The organism is Enterobacteriaceae endosymbiont of Macroplea appendiculata (assembly GCF_012571605.1).
GTDB lineage: Bacteria > Pseudomonadota > Gammaproteobacteria > Enterobacterales > Enterobacteriaceae.
Map to the genome: position 1 here is coordinate 267,447 of NZ_CP046220.1, position 24,925 is coordinate 292,371.

The 24,925-nt window shown below is 23.4% G+C and carries 41 protein-coding genes and 2 tRNA genes; 8 read left to right on the forward strand and 35 right to left on the reverse strand.

Annotated elements, in window-relative coordinates; genetic code table 11:
- Nucleotides 1–42: 42 nt before the first annotated feature.
- From GJT86_RS01240 to aroE, 4 genes are all read right to left on the reverse strand, one after another.
- The gene (locus tag GJT86_RS01240) at nucleotides 43–813 is read right to left on the reverse strand and encodes an ABC transporter permease (protein ID WP_168920478.1); all 771 of its coding nucleotides are present in this window, start codon (nucleotides 811–813) and stop codon (nucleotides 43–45) included.
- A gap of 23 nt (nucleotides 814–836) precedes the next feature.
- Nucleotides 837–1,748 (reverse strand): ABC transporter ATP-binding protein, encoded by a 912-nt coding sequence (locus GJT86_RS01245; protein WP_168920479.1) that lies wholly within the window; start codon nucleotides 1,746–1,748, stop codon nucleotides 837–839.
- A gap of 95 nt (nucleotides 1,749–1,843) precedes the next feature.
- Nucleotides 1,844–2,467 (reverse strand): Fe-Mn family superoxide dismutase, encoded by a 624-nt coding sequence (locus GJT86_RS01250; RefSeq protein ID WP_168920480.1) that lies wholly within the window; start codon nucleotides 2,465–2,467, stop codon nucleotides 1,844–1,846.
- Between the two features lie 4 nt (nucleotides 2,468–2,471).
- Complete coding sequence (aroE, locus tag GJT86_RS01255; RefSeq protein WP_168920481.1) at nucleotides 2,472–3,314, reverse strand: shikimate dehydrogenase; 843 nt, start codon at nucleotides 3,312–3,314, stop codon at nucleotides 2,472–2,474.
- 322 nt (nucleotides 3,315–3,636) lie between these two features.
- Here aroE and def point away from each other — a divergent pair, with 322 nt between their 5' ends.
- Nucleotides 3,637–4,134 (forward strand): peptide deformylase, encoded by a 498-nt coding sequence (gene def / locus GJT86_RS01260; protein WP_168920482.1) that lies wholly within the window; start codon nucleotides 3,637–3,639, stop codon nucleotides 4,132–4,134.
- A complete protein-coding gene (gene fmt, locus GJT86_RS01265) occupies nucleotides 4,097–5,095 on the forward strand; it encodes a methionyl-tRNA formyltransferase (RefSeq protein WP_168920483.1) in 999 nt (332 codons plus the stop codon). Before def ends, fmt begins: the two co-directional genes overlap by 38 nt.
- Nucleotides 5,096–5,111: 16 nt before the next feature.
- Here fmt and rplQ read toward each other — a convergent pair whose 3' ends face one another.
- The 28 genes from rplQ to rpsJ all read right to left on the reverse strand — a co-directional run bounded on the left by rplQ (nucleotide 5,112) and on the right by rpsJ (nucleotide 18,807).
- Nucleotides 5,112–5,474 carry a 50S ribosomal protein L17 gene (gene rplQ / locus GJT86_RS01270; protein WP_168920484.1) on the reverse strand — a complete coding sequence of 121 codons (363 nt, stop codon included), beginning with the start codon at nucleotides 5,472–5,474 and terminating at the stop codon, nucleotides 5,112–5,114.
- An 82-nt stretch (nucleotides 5,475–5,556) separates the two neighbouring features.
- A complete protein-coding gene (locus GJT86_RS01275) occupies nucleotides 5,557–6,561 on the reverse strand; it encodes a DNA-directed RNA polymerase subunit alpha (protein ID WP_168920485.1) in 1,005 nt (334 codons plus the stop codon).
- Nucleotides 6,562–6,594: 33 nt separating this feature from the next.
- A complete protein-coding gene (gene rpsD, locus GJT86_RS01280; protein WP_168920486.1) occupies nucleotides 6,595–7,215 on the reverse strand; it encodes a 30S ribosomal protein S4 in 621 nt (206 codons plus the stop codon).
- A 29-nt stretch (nucleotides 7,216–7,244) separates the two neighbouring features.
- Nucleotides 7,245–7,640 (reverse strand): 30S ribosomal protein S11, encoded by a 396-nt coding sequence (gene rpsK / locus GJT86_RS01285; RefSeq protein WP_168920487.1) that lies wholly within the window; start codon nucleotides 7,638–7,640, stop codon nucleotides 7,245–7,247.
- 22 nt (nucleotides 7,641–7,662) lie between these two features.
- Complete coding sequence (gene rpsM / locus GJT86_RS01290) at nucleotides 7,663–8,019, reverse strand: 30S ribosomal protein S13 (protein WP_168920488.1); 357 nt, start codon at nucleotides 8,017–8,019, stop codon at nucleotides 7,663–7,665.
- Nucleotides 8,020–8,080: 61 nt separating this feature from the next.
- Nucleotides 8,081–8,197 carry a 50S ribosomal protein L36 gene (gene rpmJ / locus GJT86_RS01295; protein WP_168920659.1) on the reverse strand — a complete coding sequence of 39 codons (117 nt, stop codon included), beginning with the start codon at nucleotides 8,195–8,197 and terminating at the stop codon, nucleotides 8,081–8,083.
- A gap of 29 nt (nucleotides 8,198–8,226) precedes the next feature.
- Nucleotides 8,227–9,555 carry a preprotein translocase subunit SecY gene (secY, locus tag GJT86_RS01300; protein WP_168920489.1) on the reverse strand — a complete coding sequence of 443 codons (1,329 nt, stop codon included), beginning with the start codon at nucleotides 9,553–9,555 and terminating at the stop codon, nucleotides 8,227–8,229.
- An 8-nt stretch (nucleotides 9,556–9,563) separates the two neighbouring features.
- Nucleotides 9,564–9,998 carry a 50S ribosomal protein L15 gene (rplO, locus tag GJT86_RS01305; protein WP_168920490.1) on the reverse strand — a complete coding sequence of 145 codons (435 nt, stop codon included), beginning with the start codon at nucleotides 9,996–9,998 and terminating at the stop codon, nucleotides 9,564–9,566.
- Nucleotide 9,999: 1 nt separating this feature from the next.
- Nucleotides 10,000–10,179 carry a 50S ribosomal protein L30 gene (gene rpmD / locus GJT86_RS01310; protein ID WP_168895621.1) on the reverse strand — a complete coding sequence of 60 codons (180 nt, stop codon included), beginning with the start codon at nucleotides 10,177–10,179 and terminating at the stop codon, nucleotides 10,000–10,002.
- On the reverse strand, nucleotides 10,148–10,693 hold the full coding sequence (gene rpsE, locus GJT86_RS01315) for a 30S ribosomal protein S5 (RefSeq protein WP_168920491.1): 546 nt from the start codon (nucleotides 10,691–10,693) through the stop codon (nucleotides 10,148–10,150). The genes rpmD and rpsE overlap by 32 nt, the downstream gene beginning before the upstream one ends.
- Nucleotides 10,694–10,724: 31 nt before the next feature.
- On the reverse strand, nucleotides 10,725–11,075 hold the full coding sequence (gene rplR / locus GJT86_RS01320; RefSeq protein ID WP_168920660.1) for a 50S ribosomal protein L18: 351 nt from the start codon (nucleotides 11,073–11,075) through the stop codon (nucleotides 10,725–10,727).
- 22 nt (nucleotides 11,076–11,097) lie between these two features.
- Entirely contained in the window at nucleotides 11,098–11,631 is a 534-nt protein-coding gene (gene rplF, locus GJT86_RS01325; RefSeq protein ID WP_168920492.1) for a 50S ribosomal protein L6, read from the reverse strand.
- A 28-nt stretch (nucleotides 11,632–11,659) separates the two neighbouring features.
- Entirely contained in the window at nucleotides 11,660–12,052 is a 393-nt protein-coding gene (gene rpsH, locus GJT86_RS01330; protein ID WP_168920493.1) for a 30S ribosomal protein S8, read from the reverse strand.
- 33 nt (nucleotides 12,053–12,085) lie between these two features.
- The gene (rpsN, locus tag GJT86_RS01335; protein WP_168920494.1) at nucleotides 12,086–12,391 is read right to left on the reverse strand and encodes a 30S ribosomal protein S14; all 306 of its coding nucleotides are present in this window, start codon (nucleotides 12,389–12,391) and stop codon (nucleotides 12,086–12,088) included.
- Nucleotides 12,384–12,938 carry a 50S ribosomal protein L5 gene (gene rplE, locus GJT86_RS01340; RefSeq protein WP_168920495.1) on the reverse strand — a complete coding sequence of 185 codons (555 nt, stop codon included), beginning with the start codon at nucleotides 12,936–12,938 and terminating at the stop codon, nucleotides 12,384–12,386. Before rplE ends, rpsN begins: the two co-directional genes overlap by 8 nt.
- A gap of 12 nt (nucleotides 12,939–12,950) precedes the next feature.
- Entirely contained in the window at nucleotides 12,951–13,271 is a 321-nt protein-coding gene (gene rplX / locus GJT86_RS01345; protein WP_168920496.1) for a 50S ribosomal protein L24, read from the reverse strand.
- Between the two features lie 17 nt (nucleotides 13,272–13,288).
- On the reverse strand, nucleotides 13,289–13,660 hold the full coding sequence (gene rplN, locus GJT86_RS01350) for a 50S ribosomal protein L14 (RefSeq protein WP_168895628.1): 372 nt from the start codon (nucleotides 13,658–13,660) through the stop codon (nucleotides 13,289–13,291).
- 76 nt (nucleotides 13,661–13,736) lie between these two features.
- On the reverse strand, nucleotides 13,737–13,991 hold the full coding sequence (rpsQ, locus tag GJT86_RS01355) for a 30S ribosomal protein S17 (RefSeq protein ID WP_168920497.1): 255 nt from the start codon (nucleotides 13,989–13,991) through the stop codon (nucleotides 13,737–13,739).
- Nucleotides 13,992–14,001: 10 nt separating this feature from the next.
- Nucleotides 14,002–14,193, reverse strand: coding sequence for a 50S ribosomal protein L29 (gene rpmC, locus GJT86_RS01360; RefSeq protein ID WP_168920498.1), 192 nt, complete (start codon nucleotides 14,191–14,193; stop codon nucleotides 14,002–14,004).
- Nucleotides 14,194–14,206: 13 nt separating this feature from the next.
- Entirely contained in the window at nucleotides 14,207–14,608 is a 402-nt protein-coding gene (gene rplP / locus GJT86_RS01365) for a 50S ribosomal protein L16 (RefSeq protein WP_168920499.1), read from the reverse strand.
- A 16-nt stretch (nucleotides 14,609–14,624) separates the two neighbouring features.
- Nucleotides 14,625–15,329 carry a 30S ribosomal protein S3 gene (gene rpsC / locus GJT86_RS01370; protein ID WP_168920500.1) on the reverse strand — a complete coding sequence of 235 codons (705 nt, stop codon included), beginning with the start codon at nucleotides 15,327–15,329 and terminating at the stop codon, nucleotides 14,625–14,627.
- Nucleotides 15,330–15,341: 12 nt separating this feature from the next.
- The gene (rplV, locus tag GJT86_RS01375) at nucleotides 15,342–15,680 is read right to left on the reverse strand and encodes a 50S ribosomal protein L22 (protein WP_168920501.1); all 339 of its coding nucleotides are present in this window, start codon (nucleotides 15,678–15,680) and stop codon (nucleotides 15,342–15,344) included.
- A gap of 28 nt (nucleotides 15,681–15,708) precedes the next feature.
- Complete coding sequence (gene rpsS / locus GJT86_RS01380; protein ID WP_168920502.1) at nucleotides 15,709–15,993, reverse strand: 30S ribosomal protein S19; 285 nt, start codon at nucleotides 15,991–15,993, stop codon at nucleotides 15,709–15,711.
- A gap of 37 nt (nucleotides 15,994–16,030) precedes the next feature.
- Nucleotides 16,031–16,852: a 50S ribosomal protein L2 gene (gene rplB / locus GJT86_RS01385; protein WP_168920503.1), complete on the reverse strand. Its 822-nt coding sequence runs from the start codon at nucleotides 16,850–16,852 to the stop codon at nucleotides 16,031–16,033.
- Nucleotides 16,853–16,869: 17 nt separating this feature from the next.
- The gene (locus GJT86_RS01390) at nucleotides 16,870–17,169 is read right to left on the reverse strand and encodes a 50S ribosomal protein L23 (protein WP_168920504.1); all 300 of its coding nucleotides are present in this window, start codon (nucleotides 17,167–17,169) and stop codon (nucleotides 16,870–16,872) included.
- Complete coding sequence (rplD, locus tag GJT86_RS01395; RefSeq protein ID WP_168920505.1) at nucleotides 17,166–17,774, reverse strand: 50S ribosomal protein L4; 609 nt, start codon at nucleotides 17,772–17,774, stop codon at nucleotides 17,166–17,168. Before rplD ends, GJT86_RS01390 begins: the two co-directional genes overlap by 4 nt.
- Nucleotides 17,775–17,807: 33 nt before the next feature.
- Entirely contained in the window at nucleotides 17,808–18,446 is a 639-nt protein-coding gene (rplC, locus tag GJT86_RS01400; protein ID WP_168920506.1) for a 50S ribosomal protein L3, read from the reverse strand.
- Nucleotides 18,447–18,495: 49 nt separating this feature from the next.
- Nucleotides 18,496–18,807: a 30S ribosomal protein S10 gene (rpsJ, locus tag GJT86_RS01405; RefSeq protein WP_168920507.1), complete on the reverse strand. Its 312-nt coding sequence runs from the start codon at nucleotides 18,805–18,807 to the stop codon at nucleotides 18,496–18,498.
- Nucleotides 18,808–19,104: 297 nt separating this feature from the next.
- Here rpsJ and ruvX point away from each other — a divergent pair, with 297 nt between their 5' ends.
- The 3 genes from ruvX (at nucleotide 19,105) to hemW (ending at nucleotide 21,343) form a co-directional block, all read left to right on the forward strand.
- The gene (gene ruvX, locus GJT86_RS01410; RefSeq protein WP_168920508.1) at nucleotides 19,105–19,518 is read left to right on the forward strand and encodes a Holliday junction resolvase RuvX; all 414 of its coding nucleotides are present in this window, start codon (nucleotides 19,105–19,107) and stop codon (nucleotides 19,516–19,518) included.
- A 109-nt stretch (nucleotides 19,519–19,627) separates the two neighbouring features.
- Nucleotides 19,628–20,188, forward strand: coding sequence for a YggT family protein (locus tag GJT86_RS01415; protein ID WP_168920509.1), 561 nt, complete (start codon nucleotides 19,628–19,630; stop codon nucleotides 20,186–20,188).
- A gap of 18 nt (nucleotides 20,189–20,206) precedes the next feature.
- Entirely contained in the window at nucleotides 20,207–21,343 is a 1,137-nt protein-coding gene (hemW, locus tag GJT86_RS01420) for a radical SAM family heme chaperone HemW (protein WP_211080485.1), read from the forward strand.
- Here the strand turns inward: hemW and trmB are convergent.
- Nucleotides 21,336–22,034 (reverse strand): tRNA (guanosine(46)-N7)-methyltransferase TrmB, encoded by a 699-nt coding sequence (gene trmB, locus GJT86_RS01425; RefSeq protein WP_168920511.1) that lies wholly within the window; start codon nucleotides 22,032–22,034, stop codon nucleotides 21,336–21,338. The two genes, hemW and trmB, sit on opposite strands and share 8 nt — an antisense overlap.
- Nucleotides 22,035–22,118: 84 nt before the next feature.
- On the opposite strand from trmB, the gene GJT86_RS01430 reads away from it, so the two are divergent.
- Nucleotides 22,119–22,349, forward strand: a complete 231-nt coding sequence (locus GJT86_RS01430) for an oxidative damage protection protein (RefSeq protein ID WP_168920512.1) — start codon at nucleotides 22,119–22,121, stop codon at nucleotides 22,347–22,349.
- A 16-nt stretch (nucleotides 22,350–22,365) separates the two neighbouring features.
- Here GJT86_RS01430 and GJT86_RS01435 read toward each other — a convergent pair.
- Together GJT86_RS01435 and GJT86_RS01440 are read right to left on the reverse strand one after the other, a co-directional pair.
- Nucleotides 22,366–22,438, reverse strand: a tRNA-Ala gene (locus GJT86_RS01435).
- A gap of 15 nt (nucleotides 22,439–22,453) precedes the next feature.
- Nucleotides 22,454–22,527: transfer RNA gene (locus GJT86_RS01440), tRNA-Ile, on the reverse strand.
- Between the two features lie 81 nt (nucleotides 22,528–22,608).
- Between GJT86_RS01440 and rmuC the strand changes: the two genes are divergently transcribed.
- Complete coding sequence (rmuC, locus tag GJT86_RS01445; RefSeq protein ID WP_168920513.1) at nucleotides 22,609–24,024, forward strand: DNA recombination protein RmuC; 1,416 nt, start codon at nucleotides 22,609–22,611, stop codon at nucleotides 24,022–24,024.
- 18 nt (nucleotides 24,025–24,042) lie between these two features.
- Nucleotides 24,043–24,834, forward strand: a complete 792-nt coding sequence (locus GJT86_RS01450; RefSeq protein ID WP_168920514.1) for a TatD family hydrolase — start codon at nucleotides 24,043–24,045, stop codon at nucleotides 24,832–24,834.
- The last annotated feature ends 91 nt before the right edge of the window (nucleotides 24,835–24,925 follow it).

Here is a 24,925-nt window from a genome sequence, read left to right on the forward strand (position 1 = left end):
AAAATTATCTATATATTTTAATATAAAAAACAAAAATATTTTTTATATTTTCAAATTTTTTCTTTTATTTATTAATTTATAACACATAAGATATATTAATATAATAAAATGTATTAACATACTTATTGTCATCCACATAGATTTCACATTAATTCCTAAAAAACTATATCTAAATCCAGAAACAATATAAAAAATTGGGTTTATACTTGATATTTTTTGCCAGAATACAGGCAAAAAATCATTGGAATAAAATACTCCACCTAAATAAGTTAAAGGTGTTAAAATAAATGTTGGTATAAAATTAATATCATCAAAATTTTTAGCTAATATTGCATTTAATAAACCTAATAAAGCGAATAACATCGCTGTTAATAAAAGAATTATAATAAATAAAATCCATGAATATATTTTTAATGTAATAAACAACATAGAAATACACATTAAAATGATACAAATGGTTATACTACGGACAATACCACCTCCAATATATCCTAAAATAATAACATGGGTAGATACTGGTGCTATAAGTAATTCTTCTATATTATGTTGAAATTTTGCACTAAAAAATGAAGCAGAAACATTAGCATATGCATTATTAATAATACTCATTATAATTAGTCCTGGTACAATAAATTGAATATAACTAAAACTACTAAATTGTTTTATATGTTTACTCATTAAATTACCAAATACTATAAAATATAATGATATTGTAATAATAGGTGGCACCAGTGTTTGTATCCAGATACGACGAAAACGGTTAATTTCTTTAATCCATATTGTTTTTAGTGCTACTAAATTAGTATAAATCATATTTAACCCTTTTATAAAATAAATTATTGAGTCGAATTTATAAAAAATGCTTCTAACCTACTATATTTATTTTGGATACTAATGATATTAATATTTTGTTTTATAAATTGTTGAAATACATTATTTAACCCTTGTTCTTTGATCACTATAATTTCTACTGAAGAAGTATTAATAAATTTATGTTTATAACCAATAATATTAGGTTGTTGTAATGTATTACTACTATAAGAAATAATAAATATTTCAAATTTTAATTTTTTAAACAAATCTTTAATTGAACAATTTTCTATTAAAACACCATGATTAATAATACCTATATTACGACATAATAGTTCTGCTTCTTCTAAATAATGTGTAGTTAAAATAATCGTTATGCCAATTTTATTAATTTGTTTAAAAAAATCCCATAAATAATGTCTTAATTCAATATCAATACCTGCAGTAGGTTCATCTAAAATTAACAAAGAAGGATTATGTATTAGTGCCCTAATAATCATTAAACAACGTTTCATACCACCAGATAATTTTTGTGCTTTTGTATTTCTTTTTTCCCATAAATTTAGCATTTTTAAATATTTGCATATTTTAGTATATGCAATTTTTTTAGTAACGCCATAGTAGCCTGCTTGATTCGTTAAAATTTGTATAACAGTTTCAAAAGGATTAAAATTAAATTCTTGCGGTACTAAACCAATTTTTTTTTTAGCTTGAAACATATCATTAATAATATCATAACCAAAAATTTTCACTGTGCCAGAAGTTTTATCTATTAAAGAACTTATAATCCCTATTAATGTTGTTTTCCCAGCACCATTTGGGCCTAATAAAGCATAGAAATCACCTTTCATAATATTAAGATTAAATGTTTTTAAAGCTTGATATTGATTTAAATACATTTTATTTAAATTTTTAATTTCAAGTGCATACTCATGCATGATGTTTTCTCTATAAAATAAAAATTCTAAAAAATATTTTTTTGACGTATAATGATATACTTTATCAATGTCACAATAAAGTATATCATAGCATGTTATGAATTATTCTTAAGAAAAAGTTCTGTTACTTTATCCCAATTAATTACATGCCAAAAAGATTGAATATATAAATTACGATTATTTTGATATTTTAAATAATATGCATGTTCCCAAAGATCTAATGCTAATATAGGTTCACCTAAAATATTATTTTTAATATGTATCCAAGGATTATTTTGATTCATAGTAGTTGTAATTTGTAATGTATTATTTTGTTTAATTAACCATATCCATCCCGAACCAAATACGTTTAATGCTTGTTGTTCAAATATTTTTTGAAAAAAATTAATACTGCCAAAATTATTTATTAATGCTTTAGTTATAATATCATTCATTTTAGTGTTCTTTTTTAAGATCTTCCAAAAAAAATTATGATTAGCATGTCCACCAGCATTATTATATAACAATGTTTGTTGTTGTGTATTTAAATGATAAGTATGTATTGAAGATAATAATTCTTTAATTGGAATATGTGTGATATTATTATTTTTTAATAATATATTAGTATTATTAATATAATTTTGATGATGTTTAGTATGGTGTATTTTCATAGTTTGATAATCAAAAAATGGTTCTAAAGCATCATAATTATAATTTAAAATAGGTAATTTGTAAGTCATAATTTTATCCATTATTAATATATATTTGTTTAAATGTTTTTATAATATCTGTTGTTATTGGCATAATACCATGCCATAAATAAAAAGAATATGCTGCTTGTTCAATTAACATACCGATGCCATCAGATATATTTCTTGCACCATGAATATTACACCATTGTAAAAATGTTGTTAATTTTGTACTGTAAAAAAGATCATAACAAAAAATATCAGGATGAATAATATTTTCCGGTAAAGGAAAAAGTTTATTTTTCATACTAGTAGATGATGCATTAATAACTAAATCATATTTTTTATTATTCAAATATACATTTTGTAAATCTTCTTGTTTTATACAAGATAACTGTTTTATATTATGAAAATTTTTTACAAGATTACAGGCATTTAGATAATTTCTATTAACTATTGTAATAAAATGGTTATTTTGTATTAATAAGTCTAAAATACCTTTTACAGCTCCTCCAGCACCTAATATAAGAATATTGCTATTACTCTTAGGTTGTAAAAAACCTTGATTAATTAAGTCAGTATATAAACCAATACCATCAGTATTATCACCTAAAATTTTTGATGATAGCATTTTTAATGTATTAACTACACCACATTTTTGTGCTCTTTTTGTTAAAATATCACATATATGATAAGCATGTTGTTTAAATGGTACTGTAATATTAGCACCATAACCGCCATTTTTAAAAAAATTCAAAATAACATTATTAAAATTGTTTAGAGGAACATAAATTTTTTGATAATTTTGTTTAATTTTTAATTGTTGTGCAAATAATTCATGTATTATAGGTGATTTACTATGATGAATTGGATTACCAAATACAGCTAATTGTTTCATATATTTTAACCTTAATATACAAAATGTTTAATATTATTAAATAATATTTAAATAATTTTTCTACTGCTAAAAAGCATATATTATTAATATAAATAAAAATATAAATATTATTTATAAATATATATGATTACATTTTATTATCAAATTTATATTTATCATAACAAATTTTATTTACTAAATATATTTATGTATAAATATTCATTTGTAATAACATTAAGATTAAAAATTTACTATATATTATTTATATAATTATATTATATAAATAATATAAACGATGTATAATAAAATATACCTAATATATATAATATAAATGATCATATAAATGAAGTTATTATATTTTCCTGATAATAAATTAAGACTGATAGCACAATACATACAGGATATTAATATTGATACTAAATATTTAAGTATTAAAATGTTAGATCTTATGTATGAATTTGGTGGTATAGGATTAGCAGCTACTCAAATTGGCATACATAAACGGATTATAGTAATAGATATAACATCATCACAAAATAATCCATTAGTTTGTATTAATCCAACTATCATATCACATAGTAATGAACAAATGAATAGCTTAGAAGGTTGTTTATCAATACCCCAAGAACGACATAATATTTTAAGATATAAAACCATACAAATGAAATTTACAACATTAACACATAAAACTATGATTATAAAAGCACAACACATATTATCATCATGTATACAACATGAAATAGATCATTTAAATGGCATTTTATTTATTGATTATTTATCTAATTTAAAATATAAACGTATTTATGATAAAATGTATAAAAAACAAACAAAAAAAATATAAAATGAATATTATCTTTATGGGGACTTCTTTATTTGCATCTATACACTTACAAAAATTATTAATTAAATATAATATTTCTTGTGTTATTACTAAACCTAATATTTGTACTAAAAAAAGAAATCGTGTAATTAATAATCCAGTAACAACGATAGCATTAGAAAATGGTATTGATATTTTACAAACTTTAGAACCAAATAGTTTACTATTTATTAATAGTATCAAACAATACAGGTGTGATATTATCATTGTTGTGGATTATGGTATAATTATTTCACAGGATATACTTGATATACCTCGTATGTTTTGCATGAATGTACATGCATCCTTATTACCACGTTGGCGAGGCGCGGCACCAATACAAAGAGCATTATTAGCTAACGATAATTATACAGGTATTACTATTATTAAAATGGATGCATTACTAGATCATGGTGATATTATATATCAATATATATATCGTATTCATTCTAATGACAATTATGGTTTTTTATATAAAAAATTATCTACTTATGGTATTAATGGATTAATCTTTATTTTAAATAAGATTAAAAATAGAGAAAAAATATCTTTGATAATACAAAAAAAAACCTATATTAAAACTACTTATGCTGCTAAAATAAACAAAAAAGAATGTGAGATTAAGTGGTTATGGTCAGCTTATAAAATAAATAGTATGATCCGTGCTTTTAATCCTTATCCTGGAGCTTATTTTATAGCTTATGATGAAAGATATAAAATATTAATATCAGAAGTTATTTTATATACTAATAAAATAATGCATCCTTATGGATGTATTTTATCCATCAATAAATATGGAATGCAAATTAATACATCCGATGGCGTTCTAAATGTTAAAATAATACAACCAAGTAATAAGAAAAAAATGGATATGATTACTTTTATAAATTTTATTAAAAATAAACATATTTTTCATATAGGTAGTAGATTAAATAATCTGTAAAAAAACATACTTTATTTTATTTTTCCCTATCCATAAGCTCTATATAAGCTAGAGGAGCATGATCACCAGCTCTAAAACCACATTTAATAATTCGTGTATAACCCCCCATTCTATTATGAAATCTTACTGATAAGACAGCAAATAATTTGATAAGATTAACTTTATTATTAATTTTAGTACGGATAAATCTTTTATTAGCAATAGTATTTCTTTTTGCTTTAGTAATTAAAGGTTCAATTACACGTCTTAATTCTTTTGCTCTAACTAAAGTTGTTTTAATAATTTCTTTATCAATTAAAGCATTGACTAAATTAATAAATAATGATCTACGTTGACTACCATTCATATTTAAATAACGACCTGTTTTTCTATGACGCATAAAAATTAAAACCTCCACTTTCATCATTAACATAATTATATATATCGAAGATTATCGTGTATAATATCATTTATAATACATTTTATTTTTTATCTATATTGTTTTTAGAAGGCCAATTTTTTAATCTCATTCCTAATGTTAATCCTTTAGTTGCTAATATATCTTTTATTTCTGTCAAAGATTTTTTACCTAGATTTGGTGTTTTTAACAATTCTACTTCTGTCCGTTGTACTAAATCACCAATTAATTGTATTTCTTCTGCTTTTAAACAATTTGCTGATCTAACAGTTAATTCTAAGTCATCTACTGAATGTAGTAAAATAGGATCAAAAGCTGGTTTTTCTTCTTTTATTTCTTCTTGTTTAATATCACTCAAGTTAACGAATGTTTGTAATTGTTCAGAAAGAATGGTTGCTGCTTTTCTAATAGCTTCTTCTGGATCTATAGTCCCATTAGTTTCTAATTCTATAATTAATTTATCTAAATCAGTTCTTTGTTGTACCCGTGCAGATTCAATATAATAAATAACACGTTCTATCGGACTAAAAGATGCATCTACTAATAAGACTCCTATAGGTCTATTACTACTAGATTCTTTATTTTGCATTCTAGTTTGTGCAGATACATATCCTCGACCTAATTCTATTTTTAATTTTATTTTAATTGTAGTGTTTTTGTCTGTTATATTACAAATAATATTATCAGGATTAATAATTTCTATATCATTATTATGTATAATATCAGCATTTTTTACTACACCAATACCATATTTATCAATATGTAATATCATTTCTTTTTTATTATTGTGTGTTTTAATAGCTAAATTTTTTAAATTTAATAATACTTCAATAATATCTTCCTGTATGCCTTCTTTTGCACTGAATTCATGTAATATACCTTCAATTTCAACTTCTGTAACTGCATATCCAGGCATAGAAGATAATAATATTCTTCTTAATGCATTACCTAATGTATGTCCAAAACCACGTTCTAAAGGTGATAATGTTACTCGTACTATCTTAGTAGTAATGTATTTAATATCTACTAAACGTGGTTTTAAAAATTCTGTAATAGAATTATATTGCATGTATGTATTCTCTATATATAATATTATCAAAAATTATTTTGAATATAATTCAACAATTAAATGTTCATTAATATCTGATGATAATTCTAATCTTTCTGGCAATCTTGTAAATACACCTTCCATTTTTTTCTTATCAGTTGTAATCCAAACACAATTTTCAATTTGTTGAGATAATTCTAAAGCTGCATTAATACGTAATTGTTTTTTAGATTTTTCTACAACAGCTATTTTGTCTGTAGGAGTAACTTGATAAGAAGGAATGTTAACAACATGATCATTAATTTGTATACATTTATGATTAATTAATTGTCGTGCTTCAGCTCTTGTCGTACTAAAACCCATTCTATATACAATATTATCTAGTCTTCTTTCTAATAAACATAATAAATTATAACCAGTATTACCTTTTGAGCGTAAAGCTTTTATATAATAATTACGAAATTGTTTTTCTAATACACCATATATTCTACGTAATTTTTGTTTTTCGCGTAATTGTATACCATAATCCGATAATCTTGGTTTTTTAAAACCATGTTGTCCAGGAATTTGTTCTAATTTACATTTTGTATTAATATCACGTACATTAGATTTTAAAAATAAATCTGTTCCCTCACGTCTGCTTAATTTTAATTTTGGCCCTAAATATTTTGCCATATTAATTCTCCTTTATTTAAATAGTATATTTATACTCTTCTTTTTTTGGGAGGACGACAACCATTATGTGGTATTGGTGTCACATCTGTTATATTAGTAATATGAAAACCTGCATTATTTAATGCACGTATAGTAGATTCTCTACCTGGACCAGGTCCTTTGATCATAACTTCCAAATTTTTAATACCATAATTCCTAATATTTTCTATACATTTTTCTGTTGCTACTTGTGCAGCAAATGGTGTAGATTTACGTGAACCTCTGAAACCAGAACCTCCAGCTGTCGCACATCCTAATATATTTCCTTGTCTATCTGTGATACTAATAATAGTATTATTAAAAGAAGCATGAATATGTGCAATACCATCTATAATATTTTTTCTAGTATTTTTTTTATTTTGTTTTTCTGTTTTTATCTTAGCCATATTTTTTCTCACAAAACATATATTATTTTTTCATATATTTACTATTTTTTTTACTAGTATGTGCATTAGTTTTAGTACGTTGCCCTCTTACAGGTAAACCTTTACGATGTCTTAAACCTCTATAACATCCTAAATCTACTAATCTTTTAATATTTAAACTTGTCTTGCGTCTTAAATCTCCTTCTATAACAAATTTAGATACTTCTATCCTTAGAAGCTCTATTTGTTTTTCTGTTAATTGGTTTATTTTAGTGTTTAAAGAAATATTAATATTTTTACAAATTTTTAATGAATAAGACTTACCTATACCATAAATATATTTAATGGCAATAATAGTTCTTTTATTATCTGGTATATTAGTTCCTGCTATTCTAACCATTGTGATATGCCTTTATATAATTTAAAATAAAAAATTTGATAATCTAAATATATTTTTATTATTATCCTTGTCGTTGTTTATGTTTAGGATCTACATTACAAACCACATAAACAATTCTATTCCTACGAATAATTTTACAATTTCGACATAATTTTTTCACTGAAGTACGTACTTTCATCATATAATCCTATTTAAATAACATAAATATTATCTTTTAAAATTAATTTTTTTCATAATAGAGTCATATTGTTTAGATATCATAATGGTTTGTACTTGAATAATTAATTCTATCATTACTACTACTATTATTAGTAATGAAGTACCGCCAAAATATAGTGTAATATGGGTTAAATTATGTATAATAGTAGGTACTAAACATATAAAACTAATATATAAACTACCAGAAAAATTTAATCTAGACATAATGGTAAAAATATATTTTGATGTTTGTATTCCTGGTCTAATACCTGGTATATATGCCCCGGTTTTTTTTAAATTATCTGCAATTTCTTTAGGATTAAAAATAATTAAAGTATAAAAAAAACAAAAAAACAATACCGTACATATATATAATAAAATATATAATGGTTTCCCTGGTTGTAAAGATATAGCAATTTTATAAAAACAATATAAATATGGAAAATGTCCTAACCAGAAAAAAATAGTAGAAGCAAATAAAAGAATACTTGCAGAAAAAATAGCAGGCATTACCCCAGCCATATTAATTTTTAGTGGTAAATGGGTAATATTAGACATACTATACATATATTTATTGTAATGTTGTTTTGCATAATGTACAATAATTTTTCTTTGGCCTTGTTCTATAAAAACAATAATGTATATTAATAATAATATTATTATACACATAAACGATATTAAATAAAAATTTAAGTTTCCATGTTTAATGTGTGCTAACATTATTTTTATATGTATTGGTATACTAGAAATAATACCCATAACAATCATAATAGAAATACCATTACCAATACCACGATGAGTTATTTGGTTGCCTAGCCATGTTAAAAACATTGTACCAGTTACTAATGTTAATACAGATACACATATAAATCTAATGCCAGGGTGTAATACTAGATTTTCCATTCCTGGTATATGTGGCAAACCAGTAGAAATACCTATTGCTTGTATAATAGCTAATAATAATGTTGTATATTTTATATATTTATTAATTTTTTTTCTGCCTAACGCTCCATCTTTTTTTATTTTTATTAATTTAGGATGTATTGATGTTAATATTTGTAAAATAATGGAAGCAGAAATATATGGCATAACACCTAATACAAAAATAGATGATCTACTTAATGCACCACCAGAAAATATATTAAATAAATTTAGTATAGTATTATTTTGTTGGAAAAAAATATGATTTAATATATCAATATTAATCCCTGGTATAGGGATAAAAGATCCTATACGAAAAATTATTAATGCACCTAATAGAAATAATAATCTTTCTTTTAATTCATGAAAATTTTGTTTAGTATTTTGTAGTATAGATTGTTTAAATGGTTTAATCATGTATTTATTTATTCCTTAATTTTACCACCTAACTTTATAAGTATATTTTTAACACTATTAGTACAAGAAAGATTGAAAATATTTTTACTATTATTAAGTATGCCAGTATTTATAATTTTAACATGTTTTATTTTTTTATTAATTATTTTACAATATCGTAATACTTGTAAAGTAACATCTTTTGTATCTATTTTCGATAAATCATTTAAATTAATTTCTTTGCAGTATTTTTTGCGTTTTGATATAAAGCCAAATTTAGGTAATCTTCTATGTAAAGGAGTTTGACCGCCTTCAAAAGATCTATTAATTTTATGACCTGCACGTGCTTTTTGTCCTTTATGTCCTTTACCACATGTTTTACCTGTTCCAGAACCAATACCACGTCCTAATCTTTTTTTATGTTTTTTTATGTCTGGATTAATATGAAAAGTATTTACATACATCTTAATTACTCACTTTTAACATATAAGAAATTTTACGTATCATACCTAAAATAATAGGTGTATTTTTTTTTGTAACGGTATGTCCAATATATTTTAAACCTAAACTAACTAAAATACGTTTATGTTTAGGTAATCTACCTATAGCACTTTTAGTTTGTGTAATATAAATATTTTTTAACATTACTAATATTTCTCTCTATTTCTTTAATAGTTTTATTTCTTTTTGCAGCAATCATATTAATGTCTTTCATTGTAGATAAACATTTCATAGTAGCTTTAACAACATTAATTGGATTAGTGGAACCATAAGTTTTAGCAAGAATATTATAAATTCCTGCTACTTCTAATAAAGATCTCATGGCGCCACCTGCAATAATACCAGTACCTTCTGATGCTGGTTGCATAAACACATATGTTCCGGTATGATGTCCTTTCATTGGATATTGTATAGTTTGTTGATTTAAACAAACATTAATCATGTTCTTTTTAGCATATTCCATAGCTTTTTGGATAGCATTAGGAACTTCACGTGCTTTACCATATCCAAAACCTACACGACCTTTACCATTACCTATTACAGTTAAAGCAGTAAAAGAAAAAATTCTACCCCCTTTTACTGTTTTAGATACTCTATTAACATTAATTAATTTTTCTTTATATTCAAAACTATTATCTTTAGAATGATAATGTATCATCCATAACTCCTTTTTTTATTAAAAATTAAATTTAAAATTGCAAACCTGAACTACGTGCTGCTTCTGCTAAAGCTTGAATACGTCCATGATATTTAAAACCAGAACGATCAAATGATATCTTAATAATACCTTTTTTTATAGCTCTTTTTGCTATTTGTTGCCCTATTAAACCTGCAGCTTTAATATTACCAGTATAGGATAATGTAATTTTATTATTTTTTTCTACTGTAGAAGAAGTTACTAATACTATATTTTGTGAATTAAAAATTTGTGCATAGATATGACGTGAAGTACGATGTATAACTAAACGTACATTTTTATTATTTGCTAATTTTTTTCTTAATTTTTTTGCTCGTTTCATACGAGCAAGATTTTTTTTAATAATCATATATATTATATTTATCCTATTTTTTTTTAGTTTCTTTTATTATTAATTTTTCATTATCATAACGTATTCCTTTACCTTTATATGGTTCTGGTGGTTTATGTGCTCTAATATCTGATGCTACTTGTCCTAAAAGTTGTTTATCAAAACTATGTAATATAATCTCATTTTGATTAACACATTTTCCAACTACACTATTAGGTAATTTATATAATATTGGATGTGAAAAACCTAATAATAAATGTATAGTATTGTCTTTTAATGTAGCTTTATATCCTATACCAGATAAAATTAATTTTTTCATAAAACCTTGTGTTACTCCAATAATCATTGAATTTACAATAGATCTTGCAGTACCAGCATGTGCCCATGCATTAACGTATTTATGTCTAGGAAGAAATAATATTGTTTGATTTTTTAAAATAATTTGGACAGATATATGAAATGTTTTTTTTAAAAAACTTTTATTACCTATTATTGTTACTGTTTGCTTATGAATAGTTACTTCTATATTATTATTAATGATAATAGGTTTTTTAGCTATTCTAGACATCTTTATATATTTTCCCTTATAATAATGATTAAGCAACGTAACAAATAATTTCGCCGCCAACACCATATTTGCGAGCTGTATAATCTGTGATGACACCTTTTGATGTAGAAATAATAGTAATACCTAAACCAGTCATTACTCTAGGTAATTTATTCTTTTTTTTATATATTCTTAATCCTGGTTTACTAACATAATTAATAGTTTCAATAACTCCTGTACCGTTAAAATATTTTAAAATAATGCCAAGTTGTATATGTTTTTTTTTTATGATAAAAAAATTTTTAATATAACCTTCATTTTGTAAAATTTGCGCAATAGCTTGTTTATATTTTGAATATTGCATGATTACTTCAGATTTTTTAGATAATTGACCATTGCGAATACGTGTTAACATATCAGCAATAGGATCTTGTATACTCATATTAATATAGCCTCTAATTTATAAAATTTATACTTACCAGCTAGATTTTTTTAATCCTGGGATATCACCCTTCATTGCAGCTTCTCGTAATTTCATTCGACTTAATCCAAATTTTCTTAAATAAGCATGTGGTCTTCCTGTTAATTGACATCTATTTCTTTGACGTGTAATACTAGAATCTCGTGGCAAGGATTGTAATTTAAAAATAGCATCCCAACGTTTTTTTTCTGTAGTATTTACATTAGAAATAATTTTTTTTAATTTTTTTCTTTTTAAAAAAAATTTATTACCTAATTTGATACGTTTTTTTTCACGAGCTTTAATAGATTCTTTAGCCATAATTTTTCATATCCTTAAATGGAAAATTAAACGCAGATAATAATTCATATCCTTCTTTATTAGTTTGACAACTAGTATTAATTGTAATATTTAAACCACATATATGATCTATCTTATCAAAATTAATTTCTGGGAAAATAATATGTTCCTTTATTCCTATATTATAATTACCAAAACCATCAAAAGATCTAGGAGAAAAACCACGAAAATCTCTAATACGTGGTATTGCTATCCATAATAAACGTTCAAAAAAATACCACATGTTTATTTTTCTCAATGTTACTTTACATCCAATATAATCACCTTTACGAATTTTAAAACCAGCGATTGATTTTCTTGATTGTGTTTTAATGGCTTTTTGACCGCTAATAATTGTTAAATTTTGTATTGCATTATCTAATAATTTTTTATTACTAATTACTTTGCCTATACCTATATTAAGCACTATTTTTTTAATACATGGTACTTGCATAATAGAATGATATTTAAAATAAGACATTAATTTTGGTATTATTTTTTTTTTATATTTATGATATATTTGTGACATACATATTTTTTCCTATTTATCATCAATATTGACATGATTTGATTTTAAAAAACGTATTTTTTTATTTTTCTGTATTTTAAAACCAATACGATCAGATTTACCAGTTTGGTTATTAAATATAGCAATATTAGAAATATGTATATAAGCTTCTTGTTGGACAATACCACCAGGATAAGAAATTTTTGGATTTGGTTTATTATGTTTTTTAACAAAATTAATACCTTCTATAAGAACATATTGTGTTTTTTTGAAAGATTTAATATGTCCTGTTTTACCTTTATCTTTACCTGTGATAACAACAACCATGTCATTAATATGTAATTTATTTGCCATAAATTTTTCTCTATAATTTAAATAACTTCTGGTGCTAAAGAAATTATTTTCATAAATTTATCTGTTCTTAGTTCTCTAGTAATAGGTCCAAATACTCGCGTACCAATTAATTGTTCATTACTATCATTTAGTAATACACAAGAATTATGATCGAAACGTATATAAGAACCATCAAAACGGCTAATACCTTTTTTAGTACGGACAATAACAGCTTTTAAAACATCTCCTTTTTTTACTTTACCTCTAGGAATGGCTTCCTTAATAGTTATTTTAATAATATCACCGATATTAGCATAACGACGTTTAGAACCTCCTAGAATTTTTATACACATTACACTACGTGCACCAGAATTATCAGCTACATTTAGTATGGTATTTGTTTGTATCATAATATATAATTTCCCATGTAATATTTATATATCAAAAATAATGTTATTATAATTTTATTAAAGTTTATTCCAATATTTATACTGTGATAGAATGAATAATATTGTCTAATATCCATGATTTAGTTTTAGATAATGGTCGACATTCTTTTATAGATACAATATCACCAATATTACAAGAATTGGTTTCATCATGAACATGTAATTTTGTTGTACGATTAATAAATTTACCATAAATAGGATGTTTAATTAATTTACTAATTTTAACAACAATAGTTTTATTCATTTTATTACTTACTACTGTACCTTTTAAAGTTCGAATATTTTTTATCATATATTAAACCTTATTTAATATTTTTTTGTAATAAAATTGTTTTAATGCGAGCAATATTTCTTCTTACTTTTTTTAATAAATGTGTTTGTTTTAATTGTCCTGATTGTAATTGTATTTTTAAATTAAATTGTTCTTTAAATAAAGCTAATAATTCTTTTTGTAATTCTGGTATATTATGTTCTAATATTTCTTTTGTATTCATATTATGATAAACACTAATTTTTGTTTAAAAATATTGTTTTTACTGGTAATTTAGCAGTACCTAAACGAAATGCATTGCGTGCTATTTCTTCAGTTACGCCATCAATTTCGTATAATATTCTTCCAGGTTGTATTAAAGATACCCAATATTCTACATTACCTTTCCCCTTACCCATACGAACTTCTAATGGTTTTTTAGTAATAGGTTTATCAGGAAAAACACGTATCCAAATTTTTCCTTGACGTTTAATAGCTCTACTAATTGCCCTCCTGGCTGATTCTATTTGTTTAGAAGTTATACGTCCTCTACTAATTGCTTTTAATGCATATAAACCAAATGCGATATGCATGGTAATAGTACCACGATTACGTCCTTTTTGCATTTTTCTAAATTTTGTACGTTTTGGTTGTAACATAATATCAAAACCTCAATTATTTCCGTATTTTACGATAAAATTTATAAGAATTATTTTTTAATTTAGGTACTATATTTGTATCATGTACAACTTTATTTAAAATTTCTCCTTTAAAAATCCATACCTTAACACCTATAATACCAAAAGTTGTGTTAGCTTCTGAAAAACTATAATCTATATCAGCTCTTAACGTATGTAGAGGAACTCTTCCTTCTCTATGCCATTCAGTACGTGCAATTTCTACTCCTCCTAAACGTCCACTAATTTCTATTTTAATACCCTGTGCACCTAATCTCATAGTATTTTGTATTGCTCTTTTCATAGCTCTTCTAAACATAATTCTTTTTTCTAATTGTACTGCTATAATATCAGCTACTAATTTAGCTTCTAATTCTGGTTTTCTAATTTCTGTAATATTAATTTGTGTTGGTACTTGAGTAATTTTAAAAATTTCTTTTCTAAGCTTTTCTACATCTTCACCTTTTTTACCAATAACAATACCGGGACGAGCAGTATAAATAGTTACTTTAATACTTTTTGATGGTCTTTCAATTAAAATACGTGTAATCGAAGCTTTCATTAATTTTTTATATAAAAATTGTCGTACTTTATAATCATTATATAAATAATTTGCAAAATTTTTTGTGCTTGCAAACCAAGTAGAATTCCATGTTTTAATAATACCTAATCTAAGACCATTAGGATGTGTTTTTTGTCCCATAAATATGTTTCCTTATTTGATATTATTAGATAAAATAATAGTAATATGACTAGTATATTTTAATATACGATCTGAACGTCCTTTAGCTCTTGGCATAATACGTTTCATATTAGTACCTATATCTATAAAAATTTTAGATATTATTAAATGGTCAATATTAATACCATAATTATGTTCAGCATTAGATATTGCAGAATTTAATACCTTTTTTATTAATAAAGATGCTTTTTTTGGAGAAAAATTGAGAACATCTAATGCATTAGACATATTCATACCGCGAATTATATTAGCAATTAATCTTAATTTTTGTGCTGAAGAACGTGCATATTTATGTTTTGCAATAATTTCCATTTATCCTCTTTATATATCAATGATTATTTTATTTTACAATTTTTTTAATTTTTTTATCTGCAATATGACCACGATATGTTCTAGTAGGTGCAAATTCACCTAATTTATGTCCTACCATTTCATCAGTAATAAATATTGGTAAATGTTGTCTACCATTATGTACAGAAATAGTTAAACCAATCATATTAGGTAATATTGTAGAACGTCTTGACCAAGTACGTATTATTTTTTTAGTACCCGTATTAATATTATGTTCAATTTTTTTTAATAAATGTCGATCGATAAACGGACCTTTTTTTAAAGAACGTGGCATATCAATTAACCTTTTTAAATTACATGATTAAATAAATTTATTTATGACGATGTTTGATAATATATTTTTCTGTTTTTTTATTTTTCCGTGTTTTTTTACCTTTTGTTTGTATTCCCCATGGGGTTACTGGATGTTTACCAAAATTTTTACCTTCACCACCGCCATGTGGATGATCAATAGGATTCATTGCAGTACCTCTGACTGTTGGCCTAATACCAATCCAACGTTTAGCTCCTGCTTTACCAAATGATCTTAACATATGTTTATTATTACTAACTTCACCTATAGTACCTCTACATGCTGATTGAATTTTTCTAATTTCTCCTGAACGTAATCTTATACTAACATAAGAATCTTCCCGTGCTATTAGTTGTACATAAGAACCAGCAGAACGTGCAATTTGGCCGCCTTTACCAGGTTTTATTTCAACATTATGTAATATAGTACCAATAGGAATATTTTTTATTGGTAACGTATTACCGTATTTAATATCTACATTTTCCCCAGATTGTATCATATCACCAGTTTTGCAATTTTTTGGTAATAAAATATAACGTCTTTCACCATCTGCGTATATAATTAAAGCAATATGAGACGTACGATTTGGATCGTATTCAATACGTTCTATTGTACCAGGAATATTATCTTTATTACGTTTAAAATCTATAATTCTATAAACTTGTTTATGTCCACCACCAATATGTCTAGTGGTAATACGTCCATTATTATTACGTCCACCAGTTTTACTTTTTTTTTCTGTTTTTAATTTATATGGTGCACCTTTATATAAAAATGAATTTCTGATTTTAACCATATGACGACGTCCAGGAGACGTAGGTTTATATTTTTTAATTATCATATTATACACTGCCCATACTAATGAATATTAATATTAAAATCGATATTGTAATTTTTTTGTAAAGTTATATATGCTTTTTTCCAGGTAGGATAAAAATAATTATTTTTTTTATTTTTTTTAAATTTTCCTTTAATGATAAGAGTATTAATACTTTTAACTTTTACATTAAAAATTTTTTCAATAGATATTTGTATATCTTTTTTGGAAGCTTTTTTTAAAATTTTTATTATTACAATATTTTTTTTTTTTGAATTGTAAGATACTTTTTCGGATATATGTGGTGCTTGTAAAATTGTAAAATAATTATGCATCATCATGATTGTAATTGTTCTTCTAAATGTTGAATAGCATTTATAGTAATTAAAGTATGTTGTTTTGTAATCAAATAAACTGGATTAATATTAATAGAATTCGAGACTTGTATATAATACAGATTTCGTGATGCTAAAAACAAATTTCTATCTATTAAAGTAGTAATAATAAATGCTTGTTTTATATCTAATATTTTTAATTTAGTTATTAAAACTTTAGTTTTGGGTTGTGTAATTACAAAATCTTGTAATAAAATTAATCTATTAGTTCTATGTAATTCTGAAAAAATTATTTTTAATGCATTACGATACATCTTTTTATTTATTTTTGGTTTATAAATTTTATTTTTTGTAGCAAAAGTTACACCTCCAGAACGCCAAAGTGGACTTTTGACAGTTCCTGCTCTCGCTTTACCAGTACCTTTTTGCTTCCATGGTTTTTTGCCAGATCCTTTAACTTCACCTCTACTTTTTTGTGCTTTTGTTCCTTGACGTCCTATATTTTGATAATATTTAATAACTTGATGTATTAAAGATGAATTATAAGTTTTATTAAAAATATTATCAGAAATAATTATTTTTTCTTTAGTATCTCTTGTTATTATTTCCATAATATATATCCTGTAAAATATTGTATTTGATAATTATATAGGATAATGTTTGATTGCTGGTTTAACTAGAACATTAGTACCTGTAAAACCTGGTGTAGAACCTTTTATTAAAATAATATTTTTTTTAATATCTAATTTAATAACTTTTAAATTTTGGACAGTAACTTTTTTATTGCCTAATTGTCCAGACATTTTTTTACCTTTAAAAACTTTACCTGGAGTTTGATTTTGTCCAATTGATCCAGGTACTCTATGTGATAGAGAATTACCATGACTAGCATCTTGCATACTAAAATTCCATCTTTTAACAGTACCAGAAAATCCTTTACCTTTAGATAAACTTGTGACATCAACTTTATAAATTTCTTGAAAAACTGAAATACTAATTTTTTGGCCTATATGATAAGATTGTATATTATTTAAACTAGTTTCCCATAAAATAGATCCAACATTAGTTTTTGCTTGAGCAAAATGTCCAGTTTCAGCTTTATTTACACGATTATTTTTTTTTATTCCTGTTGTCATCTGAATGGCATTATATCCATCATTAGTTATAGTTTTAATTTGTATTACATAAATATTTTCAAATTGTATAACTGTTATTGGAATAGATAAACCATCTTCAGTAAAAATTCGTGTCATCCCTTTTTTTTTACCGATTAAACTTATCATGATATATGACCACCATTTTAAAAAATATATTTTATTCTATGGGTAATAATTAACCCAAACTAATTTGTACATCAACACCAGCAGCTAAATCTAAACGCATTAATGCATCTACAGTTTTATCTGTAGGTTCCACAATATCTACTAAACGTTTATGTGTTCTAATTTCATATTGATCTCTTGCATCTTTATTAACATGTGGAGAGATTAAAATTGTGAATTTTTCCTTTTTGGTCGGCAAAGGAATAGGACCACGTACTTGTGCACCTGTACGTTTAGCAGTTTCTACAATTTCTGCTGTAGATTGATCTATTAAACGATGATCAAAAGCTTTTAAACGAATACGGATTCTTTGGTTCTGCATTAGACCAGAGCCTCATATTATAAAATTAAAATGACCTCTAAAAATTTCAGTATTTTAAGAGGACCAGTATTACTATTTTGTATTAATAAATTAACGACGATTTTAACATTATGGTTGATAAAACACAAATAAAGCAACAAATAAATATATTTAATATTATTTATTGGTTAAAATTATATTAATAAATATTTTAGAACTTATTAACTATAAAATAATTAATCTTTTATTTGTTAAATATAAAAAGATATCTTAACATATAATTTATTACAAAAAACATATCTAATATAAAAATATATTATGACTATAATAGCATTTGATTACGGCACCAAAAACATAGGTGTTGCTGTAGGGCAAACAATAATAAAAATTGCTCATGCTTTAAAAGTAATTAAAAATAAAAAACAAAATGGAAAAATTAATTGGTTAATATTAGGTCAGTTAATAAATACTTGGCAACCTAAAAAAATGATTGTTGGCTTACCGTTAAATATGGATGGTAGTACACAATATACTACAATATTAACTAAAAAATTTGCATATAATTTAAACAGTAAATTTAAGATTCATGTAGAATTATATGATGAACGATTAAGTACTGTAGAAGCTAAAAATATGATTTTTGCTGATGGAGGATGGAAAAAATTATATAAATATGATATTGATGCTATATCAGCTTCTATTATTTTACAAAGTTGGTTTAATACTAGATAATCTTATTGATGTAGAATTTAGTATTAAAATAAATACATAAACATTTTCTATATCATAATAGTTATTATTTATATAGTAATTTTTATCATAAAATATGAGGTTTATAAATATGTCAGTTGTAATATTTTTATTTCGTAATGTAATTGATATCTTAATTTTAATGTTAATATTAAGAATATGGATTTTTTATACGATACAAAATACATATAATACTTTTGCGACATTTATTAATATGTTATCTAAACCAATAGTCCAACCTATTAAAACTTTTTTCCCTAATATAAAAAATATAGAATTATCGTCAATAATAATTTTAGTTGTATTAATTAATATTAAATATCCTATTTTAATGTTATTAAATACTAAAAATATACCATTTCATAATTTTATTACATTAATTTTTATTGGTTTCCTTGTATTATGTAAATCCTTAGGATATTTAATATTTTGGTTAATAACTATACGTTCTGTATTTAGTTGGTTTAATAGAAAATCTAATGACTTTGATTATATATTAATTGTTTTAACAAATCAAATAATACAACCAATACAAAAAATTATATTACCTATTGGTAATGTAGATATTACTCCATTTATTATTAGTTTAATGTTATATTGTATGAATTTTGTGGCTATGGATCTTTTCCCACAATTATGGTTTATAATATAAAATTTACATTTTATGTATATGAATAAATATATTAATTGTAGTTTATACATACATATCCCTTGGTGTATTAAAAAATGTTGGTATTGTGATTTTTATTCCATAAATATTACTAATAAAAATACATATGAAACAATACAAAAAAAATATATAGATCATATGATTTTAGATCTAAAAAATACTTTGTTTTTTTTAAAACAACATATATATGTTACAAGTATTTTTTTTGGGGGAGGAACACCAAATTTAATAAAAACAGAATTTATACAGTATTTTTTGCATGAAATAAAAAAATTAATATATATTCCACCAAATATAGAAGTATCTATGGAAATCAATCCAACACATAAAAATAATTATAATATGATACAATATAGTAATCAAATTAATCGTATTTCTATTGGGGCCCAGAGTTTTAATAAAAAATATTTACATATCTTAGGAAGAATACATACTGTTACAGATATTTATAATACCATAAATATTTTAACTACAAAACATATAAATAATATTAATATAGATTTAATGTATGGTTTGCCAGGACAAACTTTAGAAGAAATGTCAAGTGATTTACAACAGGCATTATCTTTAAACCCAAACCATATTTCGTGGTATCAATTAAGTGTTAAAAATAGTCAGTATAAATATTATCAGTTACCACATGAAGAATTATTATGGGATATGTTTATATCAGGTCATAAAATTTTTAATAAACATAAATATATACATTATGAAATTTCTTCATTTTCTAAAAGTAAAAAAGATAAATGTCAGCATAATTTAAATTATTGGTATAATAAAGATTATTTAGGATTAGGTTGTTCTGCACATAGCAAAATTACAGATATAAACTTTCAAACTATACATATTATGAAAACTAAAAATTTTCAACAATATATATTAGGTAATTATGTTTCTTATATAAACTATTTTTCTAAAAAAGATAAATTATTTAACTTTTTTTTAAATAGAGCACGTTTGTTTAAAAAAATAAAAAAAACAGAACTGATAATCAATACTAAATTAACTATGTCTTTTGTTCTGCCATTTATTACACAAGCTATATTATATGGATATTTAAAACAAAATAATAAATATTTTATAATAACAAAAAAAGGGTATTTATTTCTAAATGATTTTTTAGAAATTTTTATTTAATTAAAATATATTTTTTATATTCTAAAAAATATATTTTACAATTGTTTGTCTTAGCTTTTTTCCAAAATTTTGTTATAAATAAAAATTTTTGTTTATTGATTTTATACATATGTTGATATTCTGTCGATGGGTTTACCACATAATTATAATAATGAATATTTTGTATGCATAATCTTATTTTTAAATAATATGTATACGAATCTGTTACTATATATAGTAGTCCATTATTTTTAATAAGATTAAAAATAATATTAAGATAATATTGATTAATTAATCTACGTTTATTATGTTTTTGTTTATTCCAAGGATCAGGAAAATATATTTGTATTATACTAATAGATTCATTAGCTAACATATATTTTAAAACATAAAAAGCATCATGATATATAAATTTAATATTATTAATATTATGATAAATAACTTGTTGTAAACATTGAATAATACCTCGTAAATAAACTTCAATACCAATAAAATTATATTGTTGATTATATTTACATAAATTAATGAGTAATTCACCTGAACCAAAACCAATATCTAAAATTATTGGTTTTGTATTATTAAATATATATGATAAATTTATTTTTTTTTTTATATATTTAATTTGAAAGATATAAAAATATTTTTGATAAAATATTTTTATATGGTGACTTATCTTACGAGATCGTTTTACAAAACTTTTAATATAAAACATAATCTTTTTCCATTTATATAAACAAAAACACTATTAATATAGTATATTAATATTTATCAATATAAATAAAGAGAATATTATATAATGAGAAAAATTTTTTGTCACCATTATAACATGTTATTAATTGGATTAGAACATGTTGTATATCCTGGTAAATTAGGAGAAAAAATATTTCATCAAATATCACGTAAAGCATGGGATAAATGGTTGATACAACAAACTAAACTAATTAATGAACATAATTTAAATATGAATAATATTAAACATATTGAATTCTTAGAACAAAAGATGACAGATTTTTTATTTAAAAAATAATATTGTAAAAATTTTGTGGAGCTAAGCGGATTTGAACCGCTGACCCTCTGTGTGCAAAACAGATGCTCTACCAACTGAGCTATAGCCCCATAAAATCTATTTAATAGGCTTGAGTGGATTCGAACCACCGACCTCACCCTTATCAGGGGTGTGCTCTAACCATCTGAGCTACAAGCCTAATATTCATTATATGATAATTAACCCATATTTATTACTAAATGTCAACTGAAATATTAATTAAACAAGGTTTATATTTAACATGATATTAATAAATTATAAATATATCTTTTTGTTAATAGAAATATTCACACTAATAATTTTTAAATTTCTTTATCAAAAACAATATATTAATTTTATGCATAAATTATGTCAAAAAAAAAAGATAATAAATACATATATATCCAAAGAACATAAATATAATGTTATAAAAAATAAAATAATAAAATACAAAGAAAAAAATATATTTTTAAAAAGAAAATTTAAAAAAGTTGAAATAATATGTATTCAAAATACAGAAAAATTAGAATATCTAAAATCTTGTCAACAAGATAATATAAATTTTAAAAATATTATTTTACAACAAACAAATAAAATAGCGGAGTTAAAATCTGAAATTAAAGTTGTCACGAATAAATTTTATGATAACAAAATTTATTTTCATCAAAAAGAAAAATTTATTACAGATAATTATAATAAATTATACGAACAGTTTCAAAAATTAACTAATAAAATTGACGAACAAAATAATAATGATATGATTAATAATTTATATCCTTTTAAAAAACAGATCGAAACATTTCAAAAAATTATTGAAGAAAATATACATAAAGAATCTATAGAACGTAATATTTTTATATATGAATTAAAAAAATTAAAAAAATTAAATATGCACATTTCACAAGAAGCTAATAATTTGACTCAAGCTTTAAAAGGTAATAATAAATTACAAGGTAATTGGGGTGAATTTATTTTAATAAAAATATTAGAAGAATCTGGTTTAAGACAAGGACATGAGTATGAACTGCAAAAAAAAATATATATAATAGAACATGAAAAAACTTTACAACCAGATGTAATTATTAAATTACCTAATAATAATAATATTATTATTGATGCTAAAGTAACATTGGTTTCTTATGAAGAATATTATAATAGTGATGATAAAATTATACGTAAACAAGCTTTAAATAAATATATTTTATCTATTAAGAACCATCTACGTTTATTATATAATAAAAATTATCATGATTTATATAATGTTACAGCATTAGATTATATTATAATGTTCATTCCAATAGAATCTGCATTTTTATTAGCTATTAATCATACACCTTCAATGTTATATGAAGCACTTAAATATAATATTATGATTACTTGTCCAACAACATTAATGATTGCATTAAAAACTATTTATAATTTATGGACTGTAGATAAAAAAAATGAAAATGCTATTTTATTAGCTAATAAAGCAACAAAATTATATAATAAAATTAAATTATTTATAGATGATATATTAACTTTTGAAAAAAATTTAAATAAATTACAACATAATTATAGTATTATTATGAAAAAATTATTACAAGGAAGAAGTAATATTGTTACACAAGCTGAAAGTTTTAAAGATTTAGGTATTGAAGTGACTAAAAAAATTAATACAAATTTTATTAATAAATAAATTTTTGGATCAAAATATATGTTTGATATTAGTGTTAATTTAACTCATGTACGATTTAGTAAAGATAGAGAACTAATAATTAATCGAGCGATACAAAATAATATTAACGGTATGTTAATTATTGGAAGTACTATTCAAGATAGTAAATTAGCATGTCGTATTGCTATGGAATATACATTTTGTTGGTCATCAGTTGGTATACATCCTCATTATGCTAATTTATGGACCAAAAATTCATCTAAAAAAATATCTTCTTTAATAGAACATAATACTATTAAAATAATTATGTTAGGAGAATGCGGCTTAGATTATTATAGAAACTATTCTTCTATAAAAGAACAATTATATGTTTTTCATGCACAATTAGAATTAGCTGAACAATATAATTTACCTGTATTATTACATTGTCGTAATGCGTTTAGTGATTTTACTACTATACTCCAAAAATGGATAGGTAGAATACCTATGTCAATTATACACTGTTTTTCAGGAAATCAATATGAATTAGAAAAATGTTTAGACATAAATCTAGCTATTGGTATCTCAGAAACATTTTTTAATAAAAAATATCGTTTAGCATCGTATGATGATATTCTTTTAATACCGCAAAATAAGCTTGTTACTGGATCTGATTCTCCATATTTATTATTTAAAGATAAATATCCTAATATATATACAAAATACAAAGGACGTAACGAACCTTCTTTACTATATAATTTAGTAAAAAAAATTTCTTTATACAGAAATGAAGATTTTTATACGTTGCAACATATAACAGAACGTAATGCACGTGTTTTATTACGTATTTAAAAAATTGCAAATGATTATATATTTAATTATTATGTTATAAAAAATAATAACAACATTACTATAGATTTTATTTATTAAAATTAAGGAAAAA

What these genes read in the sequence shown, in the direction of transcription:
- rplX (WP_168920496.1), bottom strand. Translation starts at nt 13,271, where the DNA reads ATGGCAAATAAATTACATATTAATGACATGGTTGTTGTTATCACAGGT.
- rplC (WP_168920506.1), bottom strand. Translation starts at nt 18,446, where the DNA reads ATGATAAGTTTAATCGGTAAAAAAAAAGGGATGACACGAATTTTTACT.
- aroE (WP_168920481.1), bottom strand. Translation starts at nt 3,314, where the DNA reads ATGAAACAATTAGCTGTATTTGGTAATCCAATTCATCATAGTAAATCA.
- secY (WP_168920489.1), bottom strand. Translation starts at nt 9,555, where the DNA reads ATGATTAAACCATTTAAACAATCTATACTACAAAATACTAAACAAAAT.
- rplD (WP_168920505.1), bottom strand. Translation starts at nt 17,774, where the DNA reads ATGGAAATAATAACAAGAGATACTAAAGAAAAAATAATTATTTCTGAT.
- rpsJ (WP_168920507.1), bottom strand. Translation starts at nt 18,807, where the DNA reads ATGCAGAACCAAAGAATCCGTATTCGTTTAAAAGCTTTTGATCATCGT.
- rpsC (WP_168920500.1), bottom strand. Translation starts at nt 15,329, where the DNA reads ATGGGACAAAAAACACATCCTAATGGTCTTAGATTAGGTATTATTAAA.
- rplO (WP_168920490.1), bottom strand. Translation starts at nt 9,998, where the DNA reads ATGTATGTAAATACTTTTCATATTAATCCAGACATAAAAAAACATAAA.
- rpsE (WP_168920491.1), bottom strand. Translation starts at nt 10,693, where the DNA reads ATGATACATTATCATTCTAAAGATAATAGTTTTGAATATAAAGAAAAA.
- GJT86_RS01240 (WP_168920478.1), bottom strand. Translation starts at nt 813, where the DNA reads ATGATTTATACTAATTTAGTAGCACTAAAAACAATATGGATTAAAGAA.
- rpsQ (WP_168920497.1), bottom strand. Translation starts at nt 13,991, where the DNA reads ATGATAAAAAATATTCGAACTTTAAAAGGTACAGTAGTAAGTAATAAA.
- ruvX (WP_168920508.1), top strand. Translation starts at nt 19,105, where the DNA reads ATGACTATAATAGCATTTGATTACGGCACCAAAAACATAGGTGTTGCT.
- rpsK (WP_168920487.1), bottom strand. Translation starts at nt 7,640, where the DNA reads ATGGCTAAGATAAAAACAGAAAAACAAAATAAAAAAAATACTAGAAAA.
- rpsM (WP_168920488.1), bottom strand. Translation starts at nt 8,019, where the DNA reads ATGGTTAGAATAGCAGGAACTAATATACCAGATAATAAAAGAACTATT.
- rplV (WP_168920501.1), bottom strand. Translation starts at nt 15,680, where the DNA reads ATGGAAATTATTGCAAAACATAAATATGCACGTTCTTCAGCACAAAAA.
- rpmD (WP_168895621.1), bottom strand. Translation starts at nt 10,179, where the DNA reads ATGTTAAAAAATATTTATATTACACAAACTAAAAGTGCTATAGGTAGA.
- fmt (WP_168920483.1), top strand. Translation starts at nt 4,097, where the DNA reads ATGATAAAATGTATAAAAAACAAACAAAAAAAATATAAAATGAATATT.
- rplP (WP_168920499.1), bottom strand. Translation starts at nt 14,608, where the DNA reads ATGTTACAACCAAAACGTACAAAATTTAGAAAAATGCAAAAAGGACGT.
- GJT86_RS01245 (WP_168920479.1), bottom strand. Translation starts at nt 1,748, where the DNA reads ATGCATGAGTATGCACTTGAAATTAAAAATTTAAATAAAATGTATTTA.
- trmB (WP_168920511.1), bottom strand. Translation starts at nt 22,034, where the DNA reads ATGTTTTATATTAAAAGTTTTGTAAAACGATCTCGTAAGATAAGTCAC.
- GJT86_RS01430 (WP_168920512.1), top strand. Translation starts at nt 22,119, where the DNA reads ATGAGAAAAATTTTTTGTCACCATTATAACATGTTATTAATTGGATTA.
- hemW (WP_211080485.1), top strand. Translation starts at nt 20,207, where the DNA reads ATGAATAAATATATTAATTGTAGTTTATACATACATATCCCTTGGTGT.
- rplE (WP_168920495.1), bottom strand. Translation starts at nt 12,938, where the DNA reads ATGTCACAAATATATCATAAATATAAAAAAAAAATAATACCAAAATTA.
- rpsD (WP_168920486.1), bottom strand. Translation starts at nt 7,215, where the DNA reads ATGGCAAAATATTTAGGGCCAAAATTAAAATTAAGCAGACGTGAGGGA.
- rplB (WP_168920503.1), bottom strand. Translation starts at nt 16,852, where the DNA reads ATGATAATTAAAAAATATAAACCTACGTCTCCTGGACGTCGTCATATG.
- rpmJ (WP_168920659.1), bottom strand. Translation starts at nt 8,197, where the DNA reads ATGAAAGTACGTACTTCAGTGAAAAAATTATGTCGAAATTGTAAAATT.
- rpsN (WP_168920494.1), bottom strand. Translation starts at nt 12,391, where the DNA reads ATGGCTAAAGAATCTATTAAAGCTCGTGAAAAAAAACGTATCAAATTA.
- rplN (WP_168895628.1), bottom strand. Translation starts at nt 13,660, where the DNA reads ATGATACAAACAAATACCATACTAAATGTAGCTGATAATTCTGGTGCA.
- def (WP_168920482.1), top strand. Translation starts at nt 3,637, where the DNA reads ATGAAGTTATTATATTTTCCTGATAATAAATTAAGACTGATAGCACAA.
- rpsH (WP_168920493.1), bottom strand. Translation starts at nt 12,052, where the DNA reads ATGAGTATACAAGATCCTATTGCTGATATGTTAACACGTATTCGCAAT.
- GJT86_RS01450 (WP_168920514.1), top strand. Translation starts at nt 24,043, where the DNA reads ATGTTTGATATTAGTGTTAATTTAACTCATGTACGATTTAGTAAAGAT.
- rpsS (WP_168920502.1), bottom strand. Translation starts at nt 15,993, where the DNA reads ATGCCACGTTCTTTAAAAAAAGGTCCGTTTATCGATCGACATTTATTA.
- rpmC (WP_168920498.1), bottom strand. Translation starts at nt 14,193, where the DNA reads ATGAATACAAAAGAAATATTAGAACATAATATACCAGAATTACAAAAA.
- rmuC (WP_168920513.1), top strand. Translation starts at nt 22,609, where the DNA reads ATGATATTAATAAATTATAAATATATCTTTTTGTTAATAGAAATATTC.
- GJT86_RS01250 (WP_168920480.1), bottom strand. Translation starts at nt 2,467, where the DNA reads ATGACTTACAAATTACCTATTTTAAATTATAATTATGATGCTTTAGAA.
- GJT86_RS01390 (WP_168920504.1), bottom strand. Translation starts at nt 17,169, where the DNA reads ATGATGATGCATAATTATTTTACAATTTTACAAGCACCACATATATCC.
- GJT86_RS01275 (WP_168920485.1), bottom strand. Translation starts at nt 6,561, where the DNA reads ATGCAATATAATTCTATTACAGAATTTTTAAAACCACGTTTAGTAGAT.
- rplF (WP_168920492.1), bottom strand. Translation starts at nt 11,631, where the DNA reads ATGTCTAGAATAGCTAAAAAACCTATTATCATTAATAATAATATAGAA.
- GJT86_RS01415 (WP_168920509.1), top strand. Translation starts at nt 19,628, where the DNA reads ATGTCAGTTGTAATATTTTTATTTCGTAATGTAATTGATATCTTAATT.
- rplQ (WP_168920484.1), bottom strand. Translation starts at nt 5,474, where the DNA reads ATGCGTCATAGAAAAACAGGTCGTTATTTAAATATGAATGGTAGTCAA.